The following is a 21,671-nucleotide window of genomic DNA, read 5'->3' on the forward strand; positions in this document are numbered from 1 at the left end:
CGATTGTCGGGCGGTCAGCCGGTGAAGGAAGGCGCGGGACGGTCGCGTTCGAGGATGAAGTAGTTGGTGAAGAGCCAAGCCGGGCCGATGGCGATGCGGGCCTGGCCGAGGTAGAGATCGGCGTTTTTCGGCTCCACTTGGACCACGAAGTCGCGGATGAATTTCGTGACGTCCGCCGCCGGATTGCCCCCGCTTCCGTAGTCAAGGAAAAGGGAGTCGGCCTTCGGGGATTTCTCTCCCGCCTCCGATCCATCGCGCACGAGGTAAAACCCAAACCTCTTGGGATGATCGTCCGAGGGTTTGCAGACCCATGGATCCTCCGGCCGGCTCTGGCGGACCGGAATGTTGTATCCGAAGGGCGCCTTCTTACCTGCCTGCTCCTTGAGAAAGAACCCTTTCTTGAATTTCTGGAATCCGAGGATCCTGGCGAACATCGGCGGATTGAAGCCGCGGAACTCAAAACCCACCCATCGATCGAAGGAGGGCTTGCTCCCCGCCTCGAAAACCCGGTCCAACTCTTCGCGGCTCCTCCGCCTCAGTTCGTTCAGGTTCATCGCCACCCCCTCCTAGCTCTGGATTCCGTGCTGGCGCATTTTGTACATGAGTGTTCTCACGCTGATCTCCAGGAGCTTCGATGCACGGCTCTTATTCCCGCGGGTCATCTTGAGCGCCTTGGCGATCAGATCCTTTTCCAATATCTCCGTCGCGATCTTCAGCGACACCGTTTCCCGGATTTCCGTGATGTCCTTGTCCGGATTGTAGTCGCGAATGGCCGGTGGAAGGTGCTGCGGCCCCACGATCTTCTGCTCCGACAGCACCAGCGCGCGCTCGATCGAGTTCTCCAGCTCGCGCACGTTTCCCGGCCAGTGGTACTTCTGGAGAAATTCCATCGCCTGCGAGCTCACCTGTTTCTGCTTGTCGTTCGCCAGATGGGCGTACTTCTCCAAGAAATGATTCACGAGCATCGGGATGTCTTCTTTTCTCTCCCGCAGGGGGGGCAGTGTGAGCGGAATAACATTGAGCCGGTAGAACAGATCCTGTCGAAATCGGCCCTTCGACACATCCTCCAGCAGGACTCTCGCTGTGGCCGCGATGACACGCACGTCCACGTGAACGGGTTGGGTATCGCCCACGCGGCGGATCTCGCCTTCCTGGAGCGCCCGGAGCAACTTGACCTGAAGGTATAGAGGGATTTCTCCCACTTCATCGAGAAACAGCGTGCCTCCATGGGCCTCTTCGAACAGACCGTTTTTCGACTTCCCCGCCCCGGTGAATGCCCCTTTGACGTAGCCGAACAGTTCGCTCTCAAGCAGCGTTTCCGGGATCGCTCCGCAGTTCACGGCCACGAATGGGCGCCCCGCTCTTTCGCCCGAGTAATGGATCGCCCGGGCCACCAGTTCCTTGCCCGTGCCGCTTTCGCCGTGGAGGAGAACCGTGCTCTTGTAGTCCGCCACCTTCTTGATCACGTCGAACACCTTCTGCATTTCCGGGTTCTTCGAGACGATGTTCTGGAATCCCGACTTTGCCTTGGGGTCCGGTTTGGCCCACGGCAGATCGCGTTTGAGGCGCTCGCGCTCCTCCGCCTTTTTCAAGACGAGCACCAACTCCTCCGGGCGGAACGGCTTGGACAGGTAGTCGTAGGCGCCGTTCCGCATGGCATCGAGGGCCAGATCGTTGTTCCCGTACGCGGTCGTGATGATCACGGTCGTCTGGTATCCCTTCTCGCGGACGCGTTTGAGGAAGTCCATGCCGTCTTCCTGCGGCATGCGGAGATCGCAGAGCGTGAAATCGAACGTTTCCTCCTCCAACTGGCCGATGGCTTCCTTGACGGAGCCCGCCACCTTGACCCGATATCCCTGGGGCGTGAGCGCCTCCTGGATGAGGGTCCGATAGTTGGATTCATCATCTACGACGAGAATCTTCATGGTGAAATTCCTATGCTTTCATCAATCGCAGGTGGAACGTGCTTCCCTTCCGGAGCTCGCTCGTCGCCCAGATCGCTCCCTGCATCTGTTCCATCAGCCGCCTGCAGATGGCCAAGCCGAGGCCCGTTCCCTGAGCACCCGGCTTGGTAGTGTAGAAGGGCTGGAAGATGGCGTCAAGGTTGGATTCGGGGATGCCGGTGCCCGTGTCGGTCACCTTGAGGACGCGACTTTCCCCTTCCTCGCTCAGCGCGATTCGGAGCGCGCCGCCATGAGGCATGGCATCGGCGGCATTGAAGAAGACGTTCATCAGGACCTGCTTGAGCCGCTGGGAATCGGCCAGCACGGACGACCGCGGGCCGGAAAGCGACACATCCCACGTGATGCCTCGGAAAGCCTTCTGCCCTTGCACGAGATCGCGCGTATCGGAGACGAGTTTGCGCAGGTCCGTCTTCACCATCCGCGGCGCCGCGGGCCGCGCGAAATCGAGAAGCTGGGCAATGAGATCTTTGATGCGGTTGGCCTCGGACAGAATTTTCTCCCGGTAGTCGCGCGTTTTCCCCTCGCGCGGCAGCAGTTCGGCGAATCCGATGATGATGCCGATCGGATTGCCCACCTCGTGGGCCAGGCCGGAGGCCAGCCGCCCCGTGATGGCCAGCCGCTCCGCGCGCGCCAATTCACCGTAGAGCCGCTTCAACTCTTCCGCTGCGCGCTCCGATTCGAGTGCGATGTCTTTCTCTTCCAGTGCCTCCCTACTGAATCGATCCACCAGGGCCCGGATATTGTTTTCGATCCGGGCGGCGTCCTCGGAAATCAGCCGATCGGAATCTCCCCCTGCATCGCGCACACCTGCGGTCCCGAATGCCTGAACGGCCCACCGGCGGGCCAGGAGAACACCCGCCACGGCCACGAGGAAGAGATTGAGAAGCCCGTACATGAGAAAGATCCGGGCGACTCTGTACAATTCCGCGGGGGGGGCGAGACCTCGCAGCCGCGCGGCCATGAACACCGCGCCGGACGTCAGAGCGACCCAAAGCACGAGGCAGAAAACAACGATGAGCCCGAGCAGGAGGTGCAGGCGCGCGGGCTTCACAATCCTCCCCTCCAAGGAAACAGGAATTCATTGAACACGTCCCCGAAGAATAGGTAGGTCAGCGCCCCCAGGGCGAGAAACGGCCCGAAGGGAATGGCCGTTTTTCGGTCGGCCTTTTTCAGTATCATCAGGGCCACACCGACCAGCGATCCCATGAGGGCCCCCACGAACAGGGTCGGGAGCACGCCCTTCCACCCGAAGAAGGCCCCAATCATGGCCAGGAGCTTGACATCCCCTCCCCCGAGTCCCTCGCGCTTCGCCACTTTCGCGTATCCAAACGCCACCGCGAAGAGGAGACCCGACCCGAAGAGCGCGCCGATCACCGCGCTCTGCCAGCCGACGTCCGTCTGGACGAAGGACGATGTGAGCAGGAAGACAATCGTTCCCCCCAGGCTGATTCGGTCGGGGATGATCTGGAAGTCGACATCGATAAACGTCACCACAATAAGGGAGCAGGCGAAAACGAAATGGAGGAGAGTCGTCGACGACAGGCCGTTTTGCGCAAAGAGGCCGGCCGCGAGAAGGCCCGCCATCGCCTCAACGATCGGGTAACGGACGGGGATGTGGCGGCCGCATCGACGGCACTGCCCGCGGAGCCACAACCAGCCCAGCACCGGTACATTGTCGTAGGCGGGGATGGCCAGATGGCATCCCGGACAAAAGGACCCCGGCCAGACGATGGAAAGCCCCCGCGGAATTCGATAGATGCACACGTTTAGAAAGCTGCCGACGAAGAGGCCGAAGACGCCGGCGACCGCCTGCATCACGGGCGGTGAGGTCACTTCAGATCCTTCTTCGAGAACACCAGCGAGGCGAGCCAGACGAAAATGGATGCATAAGCCAGGCTGTACAGAAATGCGAAGGCGGTTTCCCGGGGGCCCATCAGGCCCAGGTGCGAGATGACATCGGAGCGGGCGTTCAGTTTCTCCAAATCCGGAAACACACGATACGCCGCATCCACCACGGTCTTCATCCACAGGTCTCTTGAAGGCAGGGACTCGGCGATCTGACGCACCTCGCCGATGGTGTGGCCGATCACATACAAGAAAACGGTCAGCAGGCCGCTCAGGATCGGCGTGGACACCATCGTGAAAAACAGGGCCGCCGAGGCGACCAGACCGATCTGGAAACAGATGAAGGGAACGGCCTTGAGGACCCCCCAGCGAAAGGTGTTTTCGACAAGGACGTTGACGCCTACGGTGATGATCGCCGTGACACAGGACAACGCCGACGCGGCGAGCACGGCGGCCGCATACTTGCCGACGACGAAGGCCCACCGGGGCATCGGCTTGGTCACCGCCACGTAGATGGTTCTTCGTTCCATCTCACGAGACATGCTTCCAATAATCAGAATCACGGCCAGAAAGACTCCGAGAAGTTCGGCCCCGGCCAGTCCCGCATCCAAGACGATCTTGGATTCCGCGCCAAATGTTGCGGTTCCCAGCGCCATGCCGAGACCCAGAAGGAGGAGCGCGAATACGAAAAGCCCGTAGAAGAAACGGTCCTTGACGATCTCCCGAAGATTGTAGCGAACGACGGCAGCGATCTGACGAAGGATCACCCCAATCCTCCCGCCGAGCGGAGTTCCTGAACCAGAATCTTCTCCAGATTCACCTTGCCGCCCTCCCGAAGGTCCACCACTTTCCTCAGTTCTCCCCCGATGAGGAGCATCGCGCGATCACACAGCACTTCGACATCATGCAGAATGTGCGTTGAAAAGAAGATGGTCCGGCCTTCCTTTCTCAGATCCATGAGAAGGTCGCGAACAAACACCCGACCCAAGGGGTCCAAACCCGTCATCGGCTCGTCCAGGATGACCACCTCGGCCGACGGCAGAAGGGCCTGGGCCAGTCCGATGCGCTGGAGCATTCCGCGCGAATACTTGGAGAGAGCCAGGCCCTCCCGCCCTTTCAGGCCGACGCGTTCGATGAGGGCCGGCACTCGGATTTTCAAGTCCGGCGCCGGGAGGCCGTACAGCCCCCCCATGTAGCGGAGAAACTGTTCGCCCGTCAGCGCCTGATAGAAATACGGTTGTTCGGGAAGGAAACCCACGCGCCGCAGCACATCGATACTCCCAAAGGGTCGGCCGAGAATCGTCCCCCCCCCGGATGTCGGTCGGACCAGCCCGAGGAGAATCTTGATGGCCGTCGTCTTTCCCGCTCCGTTCGGTCCGATGCATCCGATAATTTCTCCTCGGTGGACATCCAAGTTGAAATTCCGGAGTGCGGTGACTTTTCTCTGGAAGAAGCCGACCTTGTAGGTTTTCGAAACCGATTGGAATTGGATGACGGGTGGGACCACCCCGCCGCCCGTTTGGGATTTGAAATCTGAGATCTGAGATTTCAGAGGAGGTGGGGCCACGGTCAGTCCTTCAACCGAGTGTTCCGAACGTGGTGTTCGGAATCCAGGAAATACTTCCCTTCCAGCGGGTCCGGAGGGATCTCGGTCAAGATCCCTGCCTTCACCATTTCATCCAGGTTCTCCGGCCACCGCCTCCGCTCCGACTTGAACCGATTGACCCGTTTCTGAAGTTCTTCCATGTTCAACCTCGACCCATACTCTTTCATTTTCCGGGAGATTTCCTCTTTTTTCTGGGGATCCCTGGTATCGCTCCACGCCACGGCCAGATAGTCCAGCGCCATGCTCATGAATTCCTCGTTCTGGTAGACCTTTTCCGCAAGGCCGACGAAGAATTGAGGGGCATTCGGGAGCAGCGTTCCTCGCAGGAGGGCGTCGGCGGCAGGTTTGAATTCCTTCAGAAAGAAGAAGTGATTGAAGCTGAGGTAGTACCAGAGCTTCCAATTACCAGGGTGGTGCCGCAGGCCGTCCCACATGAGTTTGATCCCCTCACGGGCGTCCTTCTTGTCCCAGCCGAGCACCACACCGCCAAAGTAGTAGGCCTCTACGAGCCAAGGATCGAATCCCGTGGTCGTTCGAAGGTACCCATCCATGGGGGCAATGCGCTCCAAGAACTTTTTCTCGTCACGGCGGACAGCCAGCACGTTCCCGTAGAAGTTGATCGTTTTCACCCACCACCAATCGCCTGCGAGCGACGCGAAACCGCCCGTCAGTACGCGGCTCGTCCGCACCGCCGGGAAATCCTCGGCCGCCAGCCTCGCTTTCTCACGGGCCTGATCCAGCGCCCCGGACGATTGCCACACGATGGCGCCCGCGCCCACGAGAAAAAGCGCCGAAAAGAGAGCCTTGAAAACACGCATGCCCGTAGGGGGCATTATAGGAACGGCACAAGGGAAAAGGAAACGAAGATCGCGGGACGCGATCAGGACCGATTCAATTGGCGGAGATCATTCTCCACCATCATCCGAACCATTTCCTCAAAGGACACGTTCGGTTTCCAGCCGAGCTTCTCCCGCGCCCGCGAGGCATCGCCGATGAGATGGTCCACATCCGCCGGTCGGAACAGCTTGGGGTCCTGCACCACGTGTTTCTTCCAATCCAGGCCCACCGAAGAGAAGGCAATCTCCACGAACTCCTGCACGCTCCGCGACCGGCCCGTAGCCACCACAAAGTCCGAAGGACCAGGCTGCTGGAGCATCCTCCACATGGCGTCCACATAGTCGCCGGCAAAACCCCAATCGCGCTTCGCCTCCAGATTTCCCAGGGGCAGCTTCTCGGCCAGACCGAGCTTGATCTTTGCGACCATGTTCGTAATTTTCCTCGTGACGAACTCGATACCCCGCCGCGGCGACTCATGATTGAACAGAATACCGGACGAGGCAAAGAGATTGTAGCTCTCCCGGTAGTTGACCGTGATCCAGTGCGCATAGACTTTCGCGATTCCGTACGGACTGCGCGGATAGAAACTGGTGGTTTCCCTTTGGGGAACTTCCTTCGTGTTGCCGAACATCTCGCTCGAGGACGCCTGATAAAATTTCGTATCGGGCTTCATTCGTCGGATCGCCTCAAGCACGCGAACCGGCCCCAGCCCCGTGATCTCCGCCGTCAGGACCGGCTGGTTGAAAGAGGTCGGTACAAAGGACTGCGAACCCAGATTGTATACTTCGTCCGGTTTGTGGTTCCGAACCGCCTCGTCCAGAGAACTCTGGTCGGTCAGATCGCCCTGGACCAGCTCCAGCTTGTCCATAAAGTGCTGGATGCGATCGAATTTCTCCGTACTGGTCCGCCGGACCATGCCGAAGACCTTGTAGCCTTTCTCGAGGAGCAGTTCCGCGAGATAGGAACCGTCCTGTCCGGTAATGCCGGTGATCAAGGCTCGTTTCACCTCCCATCCTCCCTTCCGGAACGGACGTTCCATACAAGGCAGGCGGCTTGGGCGCTGTATTGATTCTTCACCGGCGATTACTCTTGAAAATGGCGGGGGCTACTCGAGCATCTCAACGGTCAGGGCGATTCCCTCACCGCCGCCGATGCAGAGGCTGGCCAATCCTCGCTTGAGCTTCCGGTCCTTCAGCGCGTGCAGCAGGGTGGACAGGATTCGTGACCCGCTGGCTCCAATCGGATGGCCGAGGGCCACGGCGCCGCCGTTGACATTCACCCGATCCAGCTTCAGACCGAGCTGCTTCGCGGCGACAATGGTCACCACGGCGAACGCTTCATTGATTTCGAATAGGTCAATGTCATCCAAATTCAGCCCGCTCCGTTTGATCGCGCTCTGGATGGCGGGAACCGGCGCCGTGGTGAACCACTTGGGCTCCTGCGCGGCGTACCCCCAATTGACGATCCGGGCCGTGGGCTTCAGCCCCAGCTCCTTGACCTTCTCTTGGGTGGCCAGGATCACAGCCGCGCCCCCATCGTTGATGCTGGAGGCGTTCCCGGCGGTCACGGTCCCGTTTTCCTGGAAGGCCGGACGAAGGGTCCCCAATTTCTTGACGTCCCCCCGGAAGGGTTCTTCATCCGTATCCACGACGAGGGTTTCCTTTCGGCTCTTGATCTCGACCGGCACGATCTCGGCCTTGAATTTTCCGCCTTCCGAGGCCTTCTGGGCCCGCGTGTAGGATTCGGCGGCGAACTTGTCCTGCTCCTCGCGCGATACTTCATACTTGGCGCTGCACGCTTCCGCGCAGGTGCCCATATGGACGTTGTTGTACGGATCCCACAGTCCATCGGAAATCATCGAATCCAAAACCTGACCGTGGCCCATTCGGAAACCGGAACGCCCCTCCTTCATCAGATAAGGCGCCTGCGTCATGCTCTCCATGCCGCCGGCCACGGCGAGATCCACCTCGCCCATCATCATGGAACGGGTCGCCAAGATGACCGCTTCAAGCCCTGAGCCGCAGACTTTGTTGATCGTCAAGGCCGGAACAGAGTCCGGGATTCCGGCCCCCAGCGCGGCCTGCCGGGCCGGGGCTTGACCCTCGCCCGCCTGGAGCACATTGCCCATGACGCAGAATTTCACGTCCGAGGGTTTCACGCCTCCGCGCTCGAGCGCGGCTTTGATGGCGGTACTCCCCAGCTTTGGTGCGGAGACCGCCGCCAATTTCCCCTGAAAACTTCCGATCGGTGTTCTTGCAGACGAGACGATATAAACTTCAGTGTTGGTTGCCATGACTTGGGGTTAACAAATCACCCTCTCGATGTCAACCGGATGACCGCCCCCCTTCCACTCCGCTCCAGGGACGATGAGCCGAAGGGTCATAGGGTCTTTGCATCGGCGAACCGGGCCGCGCCGCATTAGGAAAAAACCCTTGAAATAGTTTCTCGGAAGCGTCATGAGGGGCGGATGAACATCTTGAAATCGTTCTTTCTCCGCCGAGTGCGAGTCTTGCCGGTGCTGGCCGTCTCCCTTCTCGGGAATTCCATCCCGCGGGCTCACGCTTCCGATGCCGCCTGGTTTCAGCTCCAGCCTGATCTCGAAACCCCCAAGTACGATGGCGTGCAATTCTCCGGATCCCACTATCTCACCATGCGCGATGGTGTGAAGATCGCTTACGATCTCTACCTGCCGAAAGGCATCCAAGCCGGAGACCGGGTGCCGGCCCTGCTCTGGCAGACCCGATACCTGAGATCCGTTCAACCCCGTTGGCTCACCCGTCTGATTTTCGGCAACCAGCCCTATGACCACACCGGCCTCTACGGCAAGATTCGTAATTGGTTCGTCCCCCGAGGCTACGCGTGGATGGACACGGACGTTCGCGGCACCGGGGCTTCCACCGGTCACGGGATCTGCCCGTATTCCCCGGATGAGATTAAAGACGGGGCGGAAGTCGTCGACTGGATCGTGGCTCAACCCTGGTCGAACGGCCGCGTGGGATCTCTCGGGGTTTCCTATCCGGGGTCCGCATCCGAGATGCTCCTCATCAATCGACATCCGGCGGTCAAAGCCATCGCGCCCCTGTATGCGATGTTCGATGCCTACACAGACATCGCCTTCCCCGGGGGCATCCACGCCGTGCGTTTCACCGAGGATTGGCACCATGTCAACATCTCGTTGGACCAAAACACCCCGGAAGCCATCGCGGGTGCCTGGGTCAAGCTCTTCATCACGGGTGTCTCGCCCGCCATGGAAGACCCGGACAAGTCGATGCTCCGACAGGCCCTTCGGGATCACGAGCAAAATTACAACATCCATCGCCAGGCTCTTGGAATCACGTTTCGCGACGACGTGTCGCCGGACGACCCGCGTCCCGGAGGAACGGGAACCGAAATTCTGGCCGGCCATCCTCTCGATCCTTCCGGCAGCATCGGGTTGTTCAGCCCGCACAACTACAGGCAGGACATCGAGTCCTCCGGCGCCGCGATCTACGGTTACACCGGCTGGTTCGACGGGGCGTACACGCACTCCGCCATCAAACGCTTCTTGAACGTCCATACTCCGGGCAGCCGGATGATCATCGGTCCGTGGGGACACGGCGGCGGATGGCAATTCAACCCCTACACCGGATCACGAAAGACATCCTTCAGCCACAACGCAGAACTGCTCCGATTCTTCGACCGGTATCTGAAGGACACCCCGACCGGCATCGATGACGAACCTCCGGTGCATTACTTCACCCTGGTGGAAGAGAAGTGGAAGGCGACGGATCGCTGGCCTCCTCCGTCAACTCCTCACGTTCTCTATTTCAGGGAGAACCACGCGCTCGTAGAAGAACCGCCCGCAGAGGCCGACGCACACGATGAGTATCGGGTCGATCCCACCCACGGAACCGGGCCGGCGTCCCGGTTCCGAGTCCAGACCCTTCCGGATGCCCCTGTGGCCTATCCCGATCGCAAGGAGCAAGACCGCAAACTTCTTGTCTACCAGTCCGCGCCGTTGGGTGAGGACGTGGAAGTGACCGGCCACCCCATTGTTACGCTATACGTTGACTCCACTAAGCCGGACGGTTCTTTCTTTGTGTACTTGGAGGACGTCGATCCAGAGGGAAATGTAGCCTACGTAACCGAAGGCGAACTTCGTGCCATCCACCGCAAGTTGAGCAGCGGGAAGCCCCCCTATGCGACGGTCGTGCCCTATCGCACATTCAAGCGTGCGGACGCCATGCCGCTGGCGCCTGGAGAGGTGGCCGAATTGAAGTTCGACATCCTTCCGACTTCGTATATATTTCAGAAGGGCCACTCCATCCGGCTCGCCCTCGCCGGCGCGGACCTCAGTCACTTCGGTCCGCTCCCCGGATCCCCTCCAACCCTCCGGGTGCACCGAAGCACCCGATTTCCGTCCTACATCGAACTCCCGGTTAAGAAGATCGACCCGTTGGATTGAGGTGAACCATGTGGAATCTCAATGACGTCAAACAGATTGAGTACAAATCAGACTATTCTTTCCTGATCGTTTTTGATGACGGCACCAGTGCTGTCATCGATTTCTCGGGGTACCTGCAACGTGGACCCATTTTTGCCCCACTCAAGGATCGCGACTTCTTCCGGCAGGCAAGAATCGAAGGCGGCACTATCGCCTGGCCCAACGGGGCGGACATTGCCCCTGAAACCCTGTACGAGAAGTGCGAACAAGTTGCTGCGCTCGCGGGAAATAGCGCGCCGAAGCGCGCCAAATGAAGCCCGTCCGTAGGCACCGCGGGGACCTCTATCCGTCGAGGATCGATCTGACGGTGGTTTCTCCCACTTCCAGGCGAAACGTGGAAAAAACCTTGACGGCGGTTATTTGAAAGCCGCGGGCAGTTGGGCTAGGCTACGCCCCGCATGAACAAGGTTTACAAGAACGCGGATGAGGCCATCTTCGACGTCAAGGACGGCGCGACGATCATGGCCGGCGGATTCGGCCTCTGCGGGATCCCCGAGAACCTCATCGAGGCCGTGCGCAAGAAGGGGATCAAGAACCTCACCTGCATCAGCAATAATGCGGGCGTGGACAATTTTGGGCTGGGCATCCTGCTCGGCACGCGGCAGATCAAGAAAATGGTGTCGAGCTACGTGGGCGAGAATGAAATATTCGAGAAGCAATATCTGGATGGCTCGCTTCTTTTCGACATCACCCCGCAGGGCACACTTGCCGAGCGGATTCGGGCCGCCGGCGCGGGGCTGGGCGGGTTCTACTCGCCGACATCCGCCGGAACCGAGCTGGCGAAAGGCAAGGAAACGCGCGTGATCAATGGCAAGACATACGTTTTCGAGGAGCCGCTCCACGCCGACTTCGCCTTCGTGAAAGCGTGGAAGGGCGACACCTTCGGAAACCTCGTCTATCGGCTGACCGCGCAGAATTTCAATCCCCTCATGGCCATGGCCGCCAAGATCACGATCGCGGAGGTGGAGGATCTCGTCGAGCCGGGGCAACTCGATCCGAACTTCATCCACACGCCCGGAATTTTCGTGAAACGAATTTTCAAGGGCGGGAAATTTGAAAAGCGGATCGAGCGAAGAACCGTGAGGAAACGAGGGGCCTGATGGCGATGACGCGCGACCAGATGGCCAAGAGGGCCGGGATGGAACTTCAGAACGGGATGTACGTGAACCTCGGCATCGGCATGCCGACGCTCGTTTCAAACTACATTCCTGCCGGCGTGACCGTGTTTCTCCATTCTGAAAACGGCCTACTCGGCATCGGCCCCTACCCCTATGAGGGCGACGAAGATGCGGATCTGATCAATGCCGGGAAGGAAACCGTGACGATGCTTCCCGGTTCCGCGATCTGCGATCACGCGACAAGTTTTGCCATGATCCGCGGCGGCCACATCGACATGTGCATCCTGGGCGCGCTCGAAATCTCGGAGAAAGGCGACATCGCCAACTGGATGGTCCCCGGCAGCATGGTCAAGGGTCCCGGCGGTTCGATGGACCTTCTCTCGGGCGCCAAGAAAGTCATCGCGCTCATGACGCATGCCACGAAAGACGGGAAACCGAAAATTCTGAAAGCCTGCAAGCTCCCCCTCGGCGGCCGAGAATCGGTGGACATGATTATCACGGATCTCTGCGTCATGGAGATCACGGATTCCGGGCTCGTGCTCAAGGAGACTGCCCCCGGCGTAACGGTCGATCAGATTAAGAAGGCCACCGAACCCCCGTTCAAGACCGCGCCGGACCTGACAGAAATTCGGCTGTAGCGAGCGTTTCGGAAATCTCCTTGGGGTGCCGGTGGCCGCACCTGTGCCAATTCGAAACTTGATTTCCAGCCTTCAACCTTCCGAGGCGTCAACTGTCATGAGGACCCCGGAGGCGCGCAGATGCCGGAGACGGACGAATCTGGACGCAGATCAGGTACCGCGAACGATGGTACAAACCTTTCCAAACAGGAACAGGATGTTCATGACTTCTCGGTCGACTGAGATGACCTGAGTGATTTCGCCGTCTTCCATCGCTTCACGGACACCGCCGTCACCGATCGCCACGAGGCCGAAAATATTCATCGTGCAGGCCGATCCTCTCTTCATCTTGCCGGCGGCCGAGCCGTTGGTGGCCACCACGGGTTCCGTGTAGATGGAGACCGCAGCAACACCTGTCGGGGTAAACATCCCTGTTGTTGCCACGCAGCCCGAGAAAGCTCCCGTCAGTAGCGTTACCAGCATGGCCCCAAATGCGATTCTCCGCGCCGCGCCAATACGAGAATGCCTGCCGTACACATTCATTTTCGCCTCCTTCAGCACTTGGCTGGTTGCATGCCGACTGCTCGTAATTTGGGATATAGACCCATTGGAGGCACTTATATTAGACTATATGATGTATTGTCAAGAACATTCTGGCATTTACTCTATTGTTCCCAGCCTTGCTTAGCTTATTTTCTGTGCCATGCGAAACGCAGGCACATTCTTGCAACAGGTTGGAAGGCGCATCCGGGAACTCCGAAAACGGAGGAAGTTGAGCCAGGAGAAGTTGGCGGAGTTGGCCGGGATACATCCCACCCACATGAATCGAATCGAGGCCGGAAGAATCAACATGACCGCGGCCGTTCTCCAGGGGATCGGGAAATCGCTGGGTGTTTCAGTTGCGGAGCTGGTTGACGTTGGAGCGGAGCAGGGGGCCGCGGAGGACGACCGGATTCAAAGCTTAGCGAGACGGATCAAGCAGTTGAAAACGGAGCGGAAGAAGATCGTATACGACGTTCTCGAAGTGCTGGTACGAACCGGATAGTCACCGAGAGTTTCCCACCCCACCCCCCCCTTGCCGGTAGGGTTTGAGGGCGTTCAATCCGCAATCGAAGGCGGGGGGGGCTTCAATACTCGTCCACGTGTTCGGAGACGATGATCTTGAGCATCGTCTGATAACCGATACCCCGCCTTTGCCCCTTCACCCGCAATTTCTTGATGATGGCCGGGTCGAGGAGAATAGAGGTTGGCATCCGACGAGATTTGGGGCGAACGACCGCGGCCGATCCGGAGGAAGCGATATTCCTGCCCAGGTCCCGCCGCTCAAACTCGCGAACCTGCGCGTCGTTCGAAGTTCGACTCGATGCTTGTCTCATAAAGCCTCCTTTCGTTCCTTCGCATGGGCCTGCACGAAATCGGCCGGAGTTTGTTCTCGCGCCGGGTGAAGATCAACGCCAGCCGCCGGCCGGAATCCGTTTGACCGAGCACCAGCCCGCGCCATTCCGCATGAGTCGGATCAACAATCTTCCCGGCGAACAGGTACGCCTCCTGTCTGAAAATGGACTCGATTTCTTCCGACGTCACCCCATGTTTCAGGTTTTTCATTCGATTGCCTTCGTCCCAATCGACCTCCCCCGGCATCCCCGCAAGATCTTCCAGCCAGCGGGCCGCCTCACCGTCCGGCTCAAACTTCACCGGGTAAGTATAGCTATTAAATAGCTATGCGTCAACTTGCGCCTTCGCAACCTCGATCCGTACCCAAGGCATTTGGGAACAAGGGATTGAGATACGATCGAGCGGAGGCGAGGAGCCGAGAGGCAGACGCGGTCAAGCTCTCAGCCGTCAGCTTTCAGCCATCAGGCGGAAAAGAGCCTTGCCCAAAAGGTTTCAATCTTGAAGCTGAACGCTGACTGCTGATCGCTGAAAGCTTTCCTAGAACTTCAGCGTCTGACCCTGCCCCATGATGCTGAGCGTCGGAATCTGAAGATCGTTCAATTCCCGCTCCATCTCGGGGAGGTTGGGGGACTTGATGTGGGTGATGAGGTGCTTCACGTCCGACCGGGCCAGTTTCTCCAACTCTTTCCCGGCCATGGAAGGGGTGAGATGACCGCTGATCCGCGCCAGCTCGGCCATCTTGTTCGGGAATGAAGATTCAAGGATGACGGCTTTCAAGTGTTTCTCCTTGGCGAGTCCCGTCCAAACGTTGGTCAGCGGGCCCGTGTCGCCTGAGAAGAAGAATGAAGATTTCCCGTTCGAAACCAGAAACCCCACGGCCGCGATGGTGTGATTCACCTCGAACGCGGTCACGGTCAGATCGCCGAACTTGGTGGGTTCCTCCACGTGGATGGGCTTCAACATCATGATGGGCTTCTCGATGCTCGGGATGATGGTGAAATCGGGCCAGATGGCGTTGTTCAGCAGGTGCGCCTTGAGTTCATGGAGCACTTGCGGAATCGAAACGACCACCAGCGGCTTGGTCCTTCGGCCGATCAGGTTGTCGGCCAAAAGCGACAGATCCCGAACGTGATCGAGGTGGGGGTGCGAGATGAACACGTAGTCCACGCCCATCTGCTGCTCCAGCGTGAGCACGGAGGTCACCGTGCCGGCATCCACCAGCGCGGAGTTGTTCACCAGATAGCCCGTCAGCCGGTAGCCGGGAAGCTCCGAGCCGTAGCAGCCGAGGGCTTTGAGATCCATTCGAGGTTCGCCTATTTCGTGGTGAACACGTAAACGCCGTCCCAGGGGTCCGGCGGCGGCTGTTTCATGAGATCCTGGGATCTCTGGATATAGATGGTGGACGGCTTGTCCTCCGGCCGGTCTTTCAGGACCCGCTCGAAGGACTTGATCGCGTCTTCGAACTGTTGGGCGCGGTAGAGACCCAGAGCCTTCTGGAACTCCCCGATGAAGTCGAAGGTATGGGTCGCCCCGTCCTTCTTGCTCAGGAGTTCGTAGATCCGAATGGGTTCTTTTTTGCCTTTCACCCTCACGAAGTCGAGTTCCCGGTAGATGTAGTTGTCCTTCACCTGGGCGTAGGTCGATTCGCTGATGATGATCTGCGTGCCGTAATTCTTGTTCGTTCCTTCCAGGCGGGACCCGAGGTTCACGGCGTCGCCCATCACGGTGTAATTGAACCGCGTGTTCGATCCCATGTTTCCCACGCTCATCGGTCCCGTGTTTAACCCGATTCCGATGTTGATCTTCGGCAGGCCTTCCTTCTCCCACTGCGCCTGGAGTTCCCGGAGCTTCTGCAACATTTCGAGTGCGGTATCGCAGGCCTTCGCCGCATGGTCGGGATAGTGGATCGGAGCTCCGTAGAAGGCCATGATCGCGTCGCCCATGTATTTGTCCAGCGTGCCGGAATGTTTGAACAGGATGTCCGTCATGGGCGAGAGGTAGACGTTCAAGAGGTGCACGAGGGCCTCTGGAGTGAGTTTCTCCGAGATGCTGGTGAAATCCCGCACGTCTGAGAACAGCACCGTCATCTCCAAGCGTTCGCCGCCCAATTTCAGCATGTCCGGGTTCTCGGTCACTTTGCTGACGACCGCCGGATCGAGATACGATTGGAAGGCGCCCTTGATCTTCTTCTTTTCCTTCTCTTCGCTGACGTACCGGTAGACGGTGACGCCGAGGAAGACGATGACCATGCAGCCCATCGGGTAGGCCATGGAGATCCAGTAGCCTTGGCGGATGAAGACCTGGACGATGGCGATGTAGTAGGCCGTCAGAAGCGGAATCAGGATGACGAAGCCCCAGACGGCGGAGAGTCGCACGAGGATATTTCCGAGCACGAGGCCCGCGAGGACGATCACGCCCATGTCCATCAGGCGGTACCAGTGCGGCCGTTTCAAGTAATCGTTGTGAAGAATGTTGGAGATGACGTTGAGGTGGACCTCCGTGCCGGGGAATTTTTCGTCCAAGGGCGTCACGCGCAAGTCGTACAGACCGGTGGCCGTGGCGCCGACGATGACGGCCTTGCCTTCCACGTCCTCGCGCTTGACGCGATCCGCCACGATATCGGCGATGCTCATGTGATCGAAACTCTCCGCTTTGCCGACGTAGTTGATGAGCATGCGGCCCTCGGGGTCGACGGGGATCGTGTGCAGGGGCTCCAGCGTCCCTTTCTTATAGAGGTGCACCTTCGCCAGACCCGACTCGTCCATCTCAAGTCCGAGCGTGGCATCCATGAGCACACCCGCCATCTGGAGTCCCAGCGAGGGATAGTATTCGTCCCCCGCCCGCGCCACGAGGGTGTACCAGCGGAGCTTCCCGTCCTCAATGTCGTTGTCCATGTTGAAATGGCCGAAGAAGCGTGAGTTCTGAGAAAACAACTTGAGATTGGGAACCACGCCCTCGTAGGCGATTCCGGACTGTTTGGGTGAGCCTTGTTTGACGAGAAGCGTGGGGATGCGCGAGGCGGCCATCATGTCGAGGCTTTCTTTGAACTCGGCGGGATCCTGCGGAGATTCGGCGTCGAAGAAGTAGCCGAGCACGACGTTTTCGTATTTCTTCAGAGTGTCGGCCAGGATCACGTCGCGGTCCGCTTCCTTGGCTTTTCGGATCAGGAAGGGATCGGAAAAATACGGAACGAATTCATCGAGGATTTTGCTGGACGAATCGCGCTCGGCCCAGATCATGTCGAGCCCGATGACTTTTGCCCCGAGGGCTTCGAGTTTGTCGATCACCTGGGCCATCTTGTTCCGCGGCCAGGGGAAACGACCGATCTCTTTCAAGCTCTGTTCGTCGATAGCTGCGAGAACGGCCTCGTGGCCCACATCCACTTTCTTGCGCTGCTTGAGCCGCGTGTCGTAGGTGAGGAGTTCGAGCCTTTCGAAGAGGCCGACCTGGAAGATGTAAGCGATCAAGATCCCCAGGGTGATCATGAAGCTGACCCTGAAACCGGTGAGCTTCAAGACGTGCGCTTTGGCGAAATCAACCAATTTCTTCATTAATCGGCCATTTTATAGGACCCCTGTTTTTTTGTAAATGGCATGTAAACACCTGAGAAATCGCAATTGTGATGTATATCACAATGCGGACGCCACGCGACGTGGCACCTAGAAGAAGCCAGGCGGCAGACTTGGAAGGCGCGGGACGAGCCGGGCGACTCCGAGTGTCAAGGGCGCTGGTGGAGACCCACTACTCGTGGCACTCCAGGCAGGGTGGCTCTTCCATGTCGATCAGCTCGCCGTGTTCGGTCTTGTTCGAGTGGCACTGGCGGCAGACCATGCCCTTGGGGAGATGCTCGTCCACCTTGTGGGTCTCCTTGTACTCCAGATGGCAGCCGCCGCAATCGCTCCGAACGAGATGTTCGTACAAGGGAGGCTTGATCGAATCCTCGGGATGGCAGGTTTCGCACGTTTCTTTGGTCTGCTCGTGGCAGCCGTTGCCCATGCAGGCGGTCATCTTCGGGCGGTTCGTCGGCTCGGCCTCATGATCGTGCGTGATGGTGTAGTGACAGTCGGGACAGCGCATCTCCTCGAGCTTGATGTGGAGCTCGTGGTTCATTTTGATGTGCTTCTCGTTGTGCTCGTATTTGAGTTCTTTCTTGTTCGGGATGTCCTTGTGACAGCGGAGACAGTTGTCGTTCAGCCGCTCCGTTCGCGAGGCGAAGACCATGTGGTCGTCCGCATCAGCCATCTGCCAGGGAAATTTCGGCAGGTGCATGGCGTGGCACTCGACGCAACGCACTTCCGAGTACGGTGGATGGACCTTGGACGTACCGCCGACAAAAGAGGTTTCTCCCGTGGAGTGGCAGCTCAGGCAGTTGTGCGGGCTGCGCGCGTATTTCGCGAGCCCCCAACCGGAGGTGAGCGCGAAAACGGCTCCCGCCCCCAGGAAGATCGCGAGGTTCCTGATCGTCAGGGGAGGAATGTGGAGCGTCTTCACGCGACCGATCAGCGATTGGATTCGACGGCCCATGGCGCTCACTCGAAGAAGAACAGGTATTTTTCCACGAAGCCCGGCTTCGGCCTGGAAGCCACTTTCAGGACGGATACCACGGTGTCCTGCCAGGCGACGCCCCCTCCGGCGCGGTCGGTTTTGGCCGCCACTAGCGGCTTCACGTGAACTCCATTCCCTTCCTTCTCCCACCACACCAGCTTCGTTTCGGGGTTCGCGCTCTTGAACGCCTTGGCCCGTGCCACGTGGCCATACCCCCAGTGGCCGCAATTGTCCGATATGGCGATGACGCGGGGGTGGATGCCCTGGACCAGGAGGACTTCGCCCCGGACGATGCCCGTCCGGGAAATCACCTCCAGCACGTCGCCGCTCTCCAGACCCAACTCCTCGCCGGTGGACCGGTTGATGAGGATCGGGTTGCGGTGAACGATCTCGGAGAGCTTGAGCGAGCCCGCGGTGTGGTAATGGGTGTGGACGTTCCACTGGAAGTTTGTCAGGGCGAACTGGCTCGGTCGCATCTCCGCATACTCCGGCACCGGCTCATAGGTCGGCATGGGATTGAGTCCCATTTTCTCCAGCCGCGCGGAGTGGATTTCGAATTTTCCTGAGGGCGTGTCGAAGCCGCCTTTCCGATATTTCTGGTAGTCCGGTTTGGCGTCGGGATCTCTCCAGAATCCCTTCTTCACCAGGTATTCCAGGCCGCCCGCCTTTTCCAATCCGGCGATTCCGGCCACCTGCGCGTAGAGGTAGTCCTCGGGATCGAAGTAGAAATATTTCGTCATGGGGCCATCCAGCAGCGTCGCCAACTCGATCAGGATATCCATGACCGGCTTGGACTCGCCCAGCGGTTTGACCACCGGCTGCCGAAGGCTGACGAACGGCACCATTTCCATGGACGGCGGCGATTCCAGTTCCCATCGTTCGAGGTAGGTGGACGCAGGGAGAACGACGTCGGCCAACGCCGCGGTCTCCGTCATGTGGCTGTCGATGGCCACATGGAAGGGGATCTTGATTTCGTTCTTGAAAAGGGCATCCACGGCTTCCGTGTGGGGCGCCTCGTACAGGGGGTTTCCCATGTAGGTGAACCACACGCCGATTTGCGGTTTCTCCATCTCCGCCAGCTTTTCGAAGAGACCATAGGTCGATTCCCGGCCCGTCTGGGAATTAAGGAAGGCGCTCGCTGCGGCGGGTTTCGGCGGAACGGGCTCGGGATCGCGGAAGGCGTAGCTCCGCGGGAGGCAGAAGCCGCCGAGGGCGTCGATGCGGCCGGTGACCGCGTTGAGGAGCATGATGCAACGCTCATTCTGCACGCCGTTGACGTGCTTGCTGACGCCTCCGGAAGAGATCGTGGTGGCGTACCGGCTCCGGGCGAATTCGAGGGCGATGCGGACGATGTCCGCCGCTGCGACGCCGCTTTCCTGCTCGGCCCGCTCGGGGGTGTACGGCGCGAGGTGCTTCCGGAGCCGGTCCGGCGCCACGTTGGTCCAGTTTCTCAGAAAGGCTTCATCGTGGAGGTTCTCCCGCATGATGACGTGGGCCATCGCCAGCGCGATCAATCCGTCCGTGCCGGGGAACGGCGCAAACCATTCATCGCTCCGGCCGGCGGTCTGGCTGCATCGCACGTCGAAGCTGACGAGCTTGGCGCCGTAATGCACCTGGGAATGCCGGATCTTCGTCTGCCTTCCTTCGGTCAGCCGCTGGACGAAACTCGTGCGCAGATAGTGCGCTTCGTACGGATTGGCGCCGAAGTTGAGAATGTACTCGGTGTTGACCACGTCGGACACCTCAACAGGCGCTCCCCATGTGGCCTCCTGCGCCAGACGCTTGTTCTGGTTCGTCAGACCCACGTGAACGAGCGCGTTCGGGGAGCCGAAGGCACGGGCAAATCGTTCGGTGAACTTCTGCGTCGTAATGTCCCGGCTGCTGTACAAGAAAAACTTTTCGGGTGTCTTCGCCTCCCACAGAGCGCGGAGTTTCCCGCCGACCAGTTTGTGGGCCTCGTCCCAGGAGATCTGTTTCCATTGGCCCTCGCCCCGCTTTCCGGTGCGGACCATCGGATGAAGGATCCGTTCAGGATCGTAGAGGATGTCTTTGGCCGCGTGACCCTTGGCGCACATGCGGCCGCGCGAGTTGGGGTGATTGGGATTTCCTCCGACCTTGGCCAGCGCTCCGTCCGTCGCATACCCGATGATCCCGCACCGCGCATAGCAGTTCAGGCACGTGCTGTGGATGTTCCGGTGCGCGCGGCGCGTCGTCCGCGTGACGCTCCTCCCCCCCATCTGGAGCTCCATGGGGAGGGTGGCCTTGGGAAGCAGCGTTCCGGCGGCCGCGATGCCCGCCGCCGCGCCCGTAGTCATGAGGAACTGCCTTCGGTGGAGTTTTCTCATGTCAGTGCAGGGGTATGCTTTGACCGGCATAGACCACCGTGAGTCGCATCGCGTAAATTCCGAGGAGGACGAGAACCGAAGCCACATTCGCGGAGGCGAGCGAACCCCGAAACGGCTTCACAAAGATCAGAATCAGGGGAATCAGACTCCCAAGGAACACCTCCACGCCCAGGAACAGGAACGTGAACTTCCCGTGGAGGAGGAGCTGAGCCACGTAGTACTCCTCCGCCTTGGAGGTCAGGAGGACCAGGATGTCGTTGGAAATCAGGAAGAGGTCCACGATGATCACCGCACCGAGGAATTTCACCAGATTCAGGATCAGCCCCTTCTCGACCTCCGTTTCCTTGGGATCGCGTTTCTTGGCCGCCCAGCGGTTGTAGATCGAGGCAGCCACAACCATGAGCGCGAAGCCGGAGACCATGGCGGAGACGAGGAAGAGCGTCGGCATGAGCGCCGTGCTCCACAGGGGCCGGCCTTTTCCAAGGGCGAGAATGAATCCCGTGTAGCCGTGCACACACACTGCGAGCGGGATGCCAATGATGCCGATGAGCTTGGCCGCCTTCTGCCTCCCCGTGAAGAGCGCCCACGCGTAAAGCGTTGCATTGAGTGGATAGGAAGTCAGGAGGAAAGTGCCGTAGGTGATGGGGGACGTCATATGGAGATAGACGAAGAGGTACCAGAACCGCGTCGGCTGCTCGAGATCGATGACAAGGAAAAGAGGGGCGATGACGAGGGCCAACGGCGCCATGATGGAGCCGATCTTTGCGAGAGCCTTGTACTCGGTGCGGCCGCCGAGGACGGCGATAACGGAGATGACGAACGATCCGGCGGAGATGCCCGTGAGGTAGAAGTAGGTGGCGATTTCCTTCCCCAGGGGGATGACGTGCGGGGTGTTGAAAAGCGTTTGTGCTTCCAC

General features: G+C 59.4%; 21 protein-coding genes. 5 read left to right on the forward strand and 16 right to left on the reverse strand.

Annotation, left to right across the window (positions count from 1 at the left end):
• Window positions 1-14: 14 nt before the first annotated feature.
• From HYT87_02905 to HYT87_02945, 9 genes are all read right to left on the reverse strand, one after another.
• Window positions 15-554 carry a hypothetical protein gene (locus HYT87_02905; GenBank protein MBI2058694.1) on the reverse strand — a complete coding sequence of 180 codons (540 nt, stop codon included), beginning with the start codon at window positions 552-554 and terminating at the stop codon, window positions 15-17.
• A gap of 12 nt (window positions 555-566) precedes the next feature.
• A complete protein-coding gene (locus HYT87_02910; protein MBI2058695.1) occupies window positions 567-1,925 on the reverse strand; it encodes a sigma-54-dependent Fis family transcriptional regulator in 1,359 nt (452 codons plus the stop codon).
• A gap of 10 nt (window positions 1,926-1,935) precedes the next feature.
• Window positions 1,936-3,015 carry a hypothetical protein gene (locus HYT87_02915; GenBank protein MBI2058696.1) on the reverse strand — a complete coding sequence of 360 codons (1,080 nt, stop codon included), beginning with the start codon at window positions 3,013-3,015 and terminating at the stop codon, window positions 1,936-1,938.
• Entirely contained in the window at window positions 3,012-3,779 is a 768-nt protein-coding gene (locus tag HYT87_02920; GenBank protein ID MBI2058697.1) for a prepilin peptidase, read from the reverse strand. The genes HYT87_02915 and HYT87_02920 overlap by 4 nt, the downstream gene beginning before the upstream one ends.
• Window positions 3,780-3,793: 14 nt before the next feature.
• Window positions 3,794-4,576 (reverse strand): hypothetical protein, encoded by a 783-nt coding sequence (locus tag HYT87_02925; GenBank protein MBI2058698.1) that lies wholly within the window; start codon window positions 4,574-4,576, stop codon window positions 3,794-3,796.
• Window positions 4,573-5,376: an ABC transporter ATP-binding protein gene (locus tag HYT87_02930; GenBank protein MBI2058699.1), complete on the reverse strand. Its 804-nt coding sequence runs from the start codon at window positions 5,374-5,376 to the stop codon at window positions 4,573-4,575. Before HYT87_02930 ends, HYT87_02925 begins: the two co-directional genes overlap by 4 nt.
• 2 nt (window positions 5,377-5,378) lie before the next feature.
• Complete coding sequence (locus tag HYT87_02935; GenBank protein ID MBI2058700.1) at window positions 5,379-6,233, reverse strand: hypothetical protein; 855 nt, start codon at window positions 6,231-6,233, stop codon at window positions 5,379-5,381.
• Window positions 6,234-6,295: 62 nt separating this feature from the next.
• Complete coding sequence (gene gmd, locus HYT87_02940) at window positions 6,296-7,291, reverse strand: GDP-mannose 4,6-dehydratase (GenBank protein MBI2058701.1); 996 nt, start codon at window positions 7,289-7,291, stop codon at window positions 6,296-6,298.
• A gap of 66 nt (window positions 7,292-7,357) precedes the next feature.
• The gene (locus HYT87_02945; protein MBI2058702.1) at window positions 7,358-8,545 is read right to left on the reverse strand and encodes an acetyl-CoA C-acetyltransferase; all 1,188 of its coding nucleotides are present in this window, start codon (window positions 8,543-8,545) and stop codon (window positions 7,358-7,360) included.
• Window positions 8,546-8,719: 174 nt separating this feature from the next.
• On the opposite strand from HYT87_02945, the gene HYT87_02950 reads away from it, so the two are divergent.
• The 4 genes from HYT87_02950 (at window position 8,720) to HYT87_02965 (ending at window position 12,491) form a co-directional block, all read left to right on the forward strand.
• Window positions 8,720-10,696 (forward strand): CocE/NonD family hydrolase, encoded by a 1,977-nt coding sequence (locus HYT87_02950; protein ID MBI2058703.1) that lies wholly within the window; start codon window positions 8,720-8,722, stop codon window positions 10,694-10,696.
• A gap of 8 nt (window positions 10,697-10,704) precedes the next feature.
• Window positions 10,705-10,989, forward strand: a complete 285-nt coding sequence (locus HYT87_02955; protein MBI2058704.1) for a DUF2442 domain-containing protein — start codon at window positions 10,705-10,707, stop codon at window positions 10,987-10,989.
• A 144-nt stretch (window positions 10,990-11,133) separates the two neighbouring features.
• On the forward strand, window positions 11,134-11,835 hold the full coding sequence (locus HYT87_02960) for a CoA transferase subunit A (GenBank protein MBI2058705.1): 702 nt from the start codon (window positions 11,134-11,136) through the stop codon (window positions 11,833-11,835).
• Window positions 11,835-12,491: a CoA transferase subunit B gene (locus HYT87_02965; GenBank protein MBI2058706.1), complete on the forward strand. Its 657-nt coding sequence runs from the start codon at window positions 11,835-11,837 to the stop codon at window positions 12,489-12,491. Before HYT87_02960 ends, HYT87_02965 begins: the two co-directional genes overlap by 1 nt.
• Window positions 12,492-12,641: 150 nt before the next feature.
• Here HYT87_02965 and HYT87_02970 read toward each other — a convergent pair whose 3' ends face one another.
• A complete protein-coding gene (locus HYT87_02970) occupies window positions 12,642-13,013 on the reverse strand; it encodes a hypothetical protein (protein MBI2058707.1) in 372 nt (123 codons plus the stop codon).
• Window positions 13,014-13,173: 160 nt separating this feature from the next.
• Here HYT87_02970 and HYT87_02975 point away from each other — a divergent pair, with 160 nt between their 5' ends.
• Window positions 13,174-13,515: a helix-turn-helix transcriptional regulator gene (locus tag HYT87_02975; GenBank protein ID MBI2058708.1), complete on the forward strand. Its 342-nt coding sequence runs from the start codon at window positions 13,174-13,176 to the stop codon at window positions 13,513-13,515.
• Window positions 13,516-13,793: 278 nt separating this feature from the next.
• On the opposite strand, the gene HYT87_02980 is transcribed toward HYT87_02975, so the two are convergent.
• From HYT87_02980 to nrfD, 6 genes are all read right to left on the reverse strand, one after another.
• Window positions 13,794-14,165, reverse strand: coding sequence for a BrnT family toxin (locus HYT87_02980; GenBank protein ID MBI2058709.1), 372 nt, complete (start codon window positions 14,163-14,165; stop codon window positions 13,794-13,796).
• Window positions 14,166-14,402: 237 nt separating this feature from the next.
• Window positions 14,403-15,167 carry a 3',5'-cyclic-nucleotide phosphodiesterase gene (locus tag HYT87_02985; GenBank protein ID MBI2058710.1) on the reverse strand — a complete coding sequence of 255 codons (765 nt, stop codon included), beginning with the start codon at window positions 15,165-15,167 and terminating at the stop codon, window positions 14,403-14,405.
• A gap of 11 nt (window positions 15,168-15,178) precedes the next feature.
• Window positions 15,179-17,416 (reverse strand): adenylate/guanylate cyclase domain-containing protein, encoded by a 2,238-nt coding sequence (locus tag HYT87_02990; protein MBI2058711.1) that lies wholly within the window; start codon window positions 17,414-17,416, stop codon window positions 15,179-15,181.
• A gap of 190 nt (window positions 17,417-17,606) precedes the next feature.
• Entirely contained in the window at window positions 17,607-18,389 is a 783-nt protein-coding gene (locus tag HYT87_02995) for a hypothetical protein (GenBank protein MBI2058712.1), read from the reverse strand.
• Window positions 18,390-18,394: 5 nt separating this feature from the next.
• The gene (locus HYT87_03000) at window positions 18,395-20,755 is read right to left on the reverse strand and encodes a molybdopterin-dependent oxidoreductase (GenBank protein MBI2058713.1); all 2,361 of its coding nucleotides are present in this window, start codon (window positions 20,753-20,755) and stop codon (window positions 18,395-18,397) included.
• Between the two features lies 1 nt (window position 20,756).
• Window positions 20,757-21,671: a polysulfide reductase NrfD gene (gene nrfD / locus HYT87_03005; protein ID MBI2058714.1), complete on the reverse strand. Its 915-nt coding sequence runs from the start codon at window positions 21,669-21,671 to the stop codon at window positions 20,757-20,759.

It is taken from the genome of Nitrospirota bacterium (genome assembly GCA_016180645.1).
Lineage (GTDB): Bacteria > JACPQY01 > JACPQY01 > JACPQY01 > JACPQY01 > JACPAV01.

Coding starts and splice junctions, on each gene's coding strand:
- HYT87_02905 (MBI2058694.1), bottom strand. CDS start 554: ATGAACCTGAACGAACTGAGGCGGAGGAGCCGCGAAGAGTTGGACCGG.
- HYT87_02910 (MBI2058695.1), bottom strand. CDS start 1,925: ATGAAGATTCTCGTCGTAGATGATGAATCCAACTATCGGACCCTCATC.
- HYT87_02920 (MBI2058697.1), bottom strand. CDS start 3,779: ATGCAGGCGGTCGCCGGCGTCTTCGGCCTCTTCGTCGGCAGCTTTCTA.
- HYT87_02935 (MBI2058700.1), bottom strand. CDS start 6,233: ATGCGTGTTTTCAAGGCTCTCTTTTCGGCGCTTTTTCTCGTGGGCGCG.
- gmd (MBI2058701.1), bottom strand. CDS start 7,291: ATGGAACGTCCGTTCCGGAAGGGAGGATGGGAGGTGAAACGAGCCTTG.
- HYT87_02945 (MBI2058702.1), bottom strand. CDS start 8,545: ATGGCAACCAACACTGAAGTTTATATCGTCTCGTCTGCAAGAACACCG.
- HYT87_02950 (MBI2058703.1), top strand. CDS start 8,720: ATGAACATCTTGAAATCGTTCTTTCTCCGCCGAGTGCGAGTCTTGCCG.
- HYT87_02955 (MBI2058704.1), top strand. CDS start 10,705: ATGTGGAATCTCAATGACGTCAAACAGATTGAGTACAAATCAGACTAT.
- HYT87_02960 (MBI2058705.1), top strand. CDS start 11,134: ATGAACAAGGTTTACAAGAACGCGGATGAGGCCATCTTCGACGTCAAG.
- HYT87_02965 (MBI2058706.1), top strand. CDS start 11,835: ATGGCGATGACGCGCGACCAGATGGCCAAGAGGGCCGGGATGGAACTT.
- HYT87_02970 (MBI2058707.1), bottom strand. CDS start 13,013: ATGAATGTGTACGGCAGGCATTCTCGTATTGGCGCGGCGCGGAGAATC.
- HYT87_02975 (MBI2058708.1), top strand. CDS start 13,174: ATGCGAAACGCAGGCACATTCTTGCAACAGGTTGGAAGGCGCATCCGG.
- HYT87_02985 (MBI2058710.1), bottom strand. CDS start 15,167: ATGGATCTCAAAGCCCTCGGCTGCTACGGCTCGGAGCTTCCCGGCTAC.
- HYT87_02990 (MBI2058711.1), bottom strand. CDS start 17,416: ATGAAGAAATTGGTTGATTTCGCCAAAGCGCACGTCTTGAAGCTCACC.
- HYT87_02995 (MBI2058712.1), bottom strand. CDS start 18,389: ATGGGCCGTCGAATCCAATCGCTGATCGGTCGCGTGAAGACGCTCCAC.
- HYT87_03000 (MBI2058713.1), bottom strand. CDS start 20,755: ATGAGAAAACTCCACCGAAGGCAGTTCCTCATGACTACGGGCGCGGCG.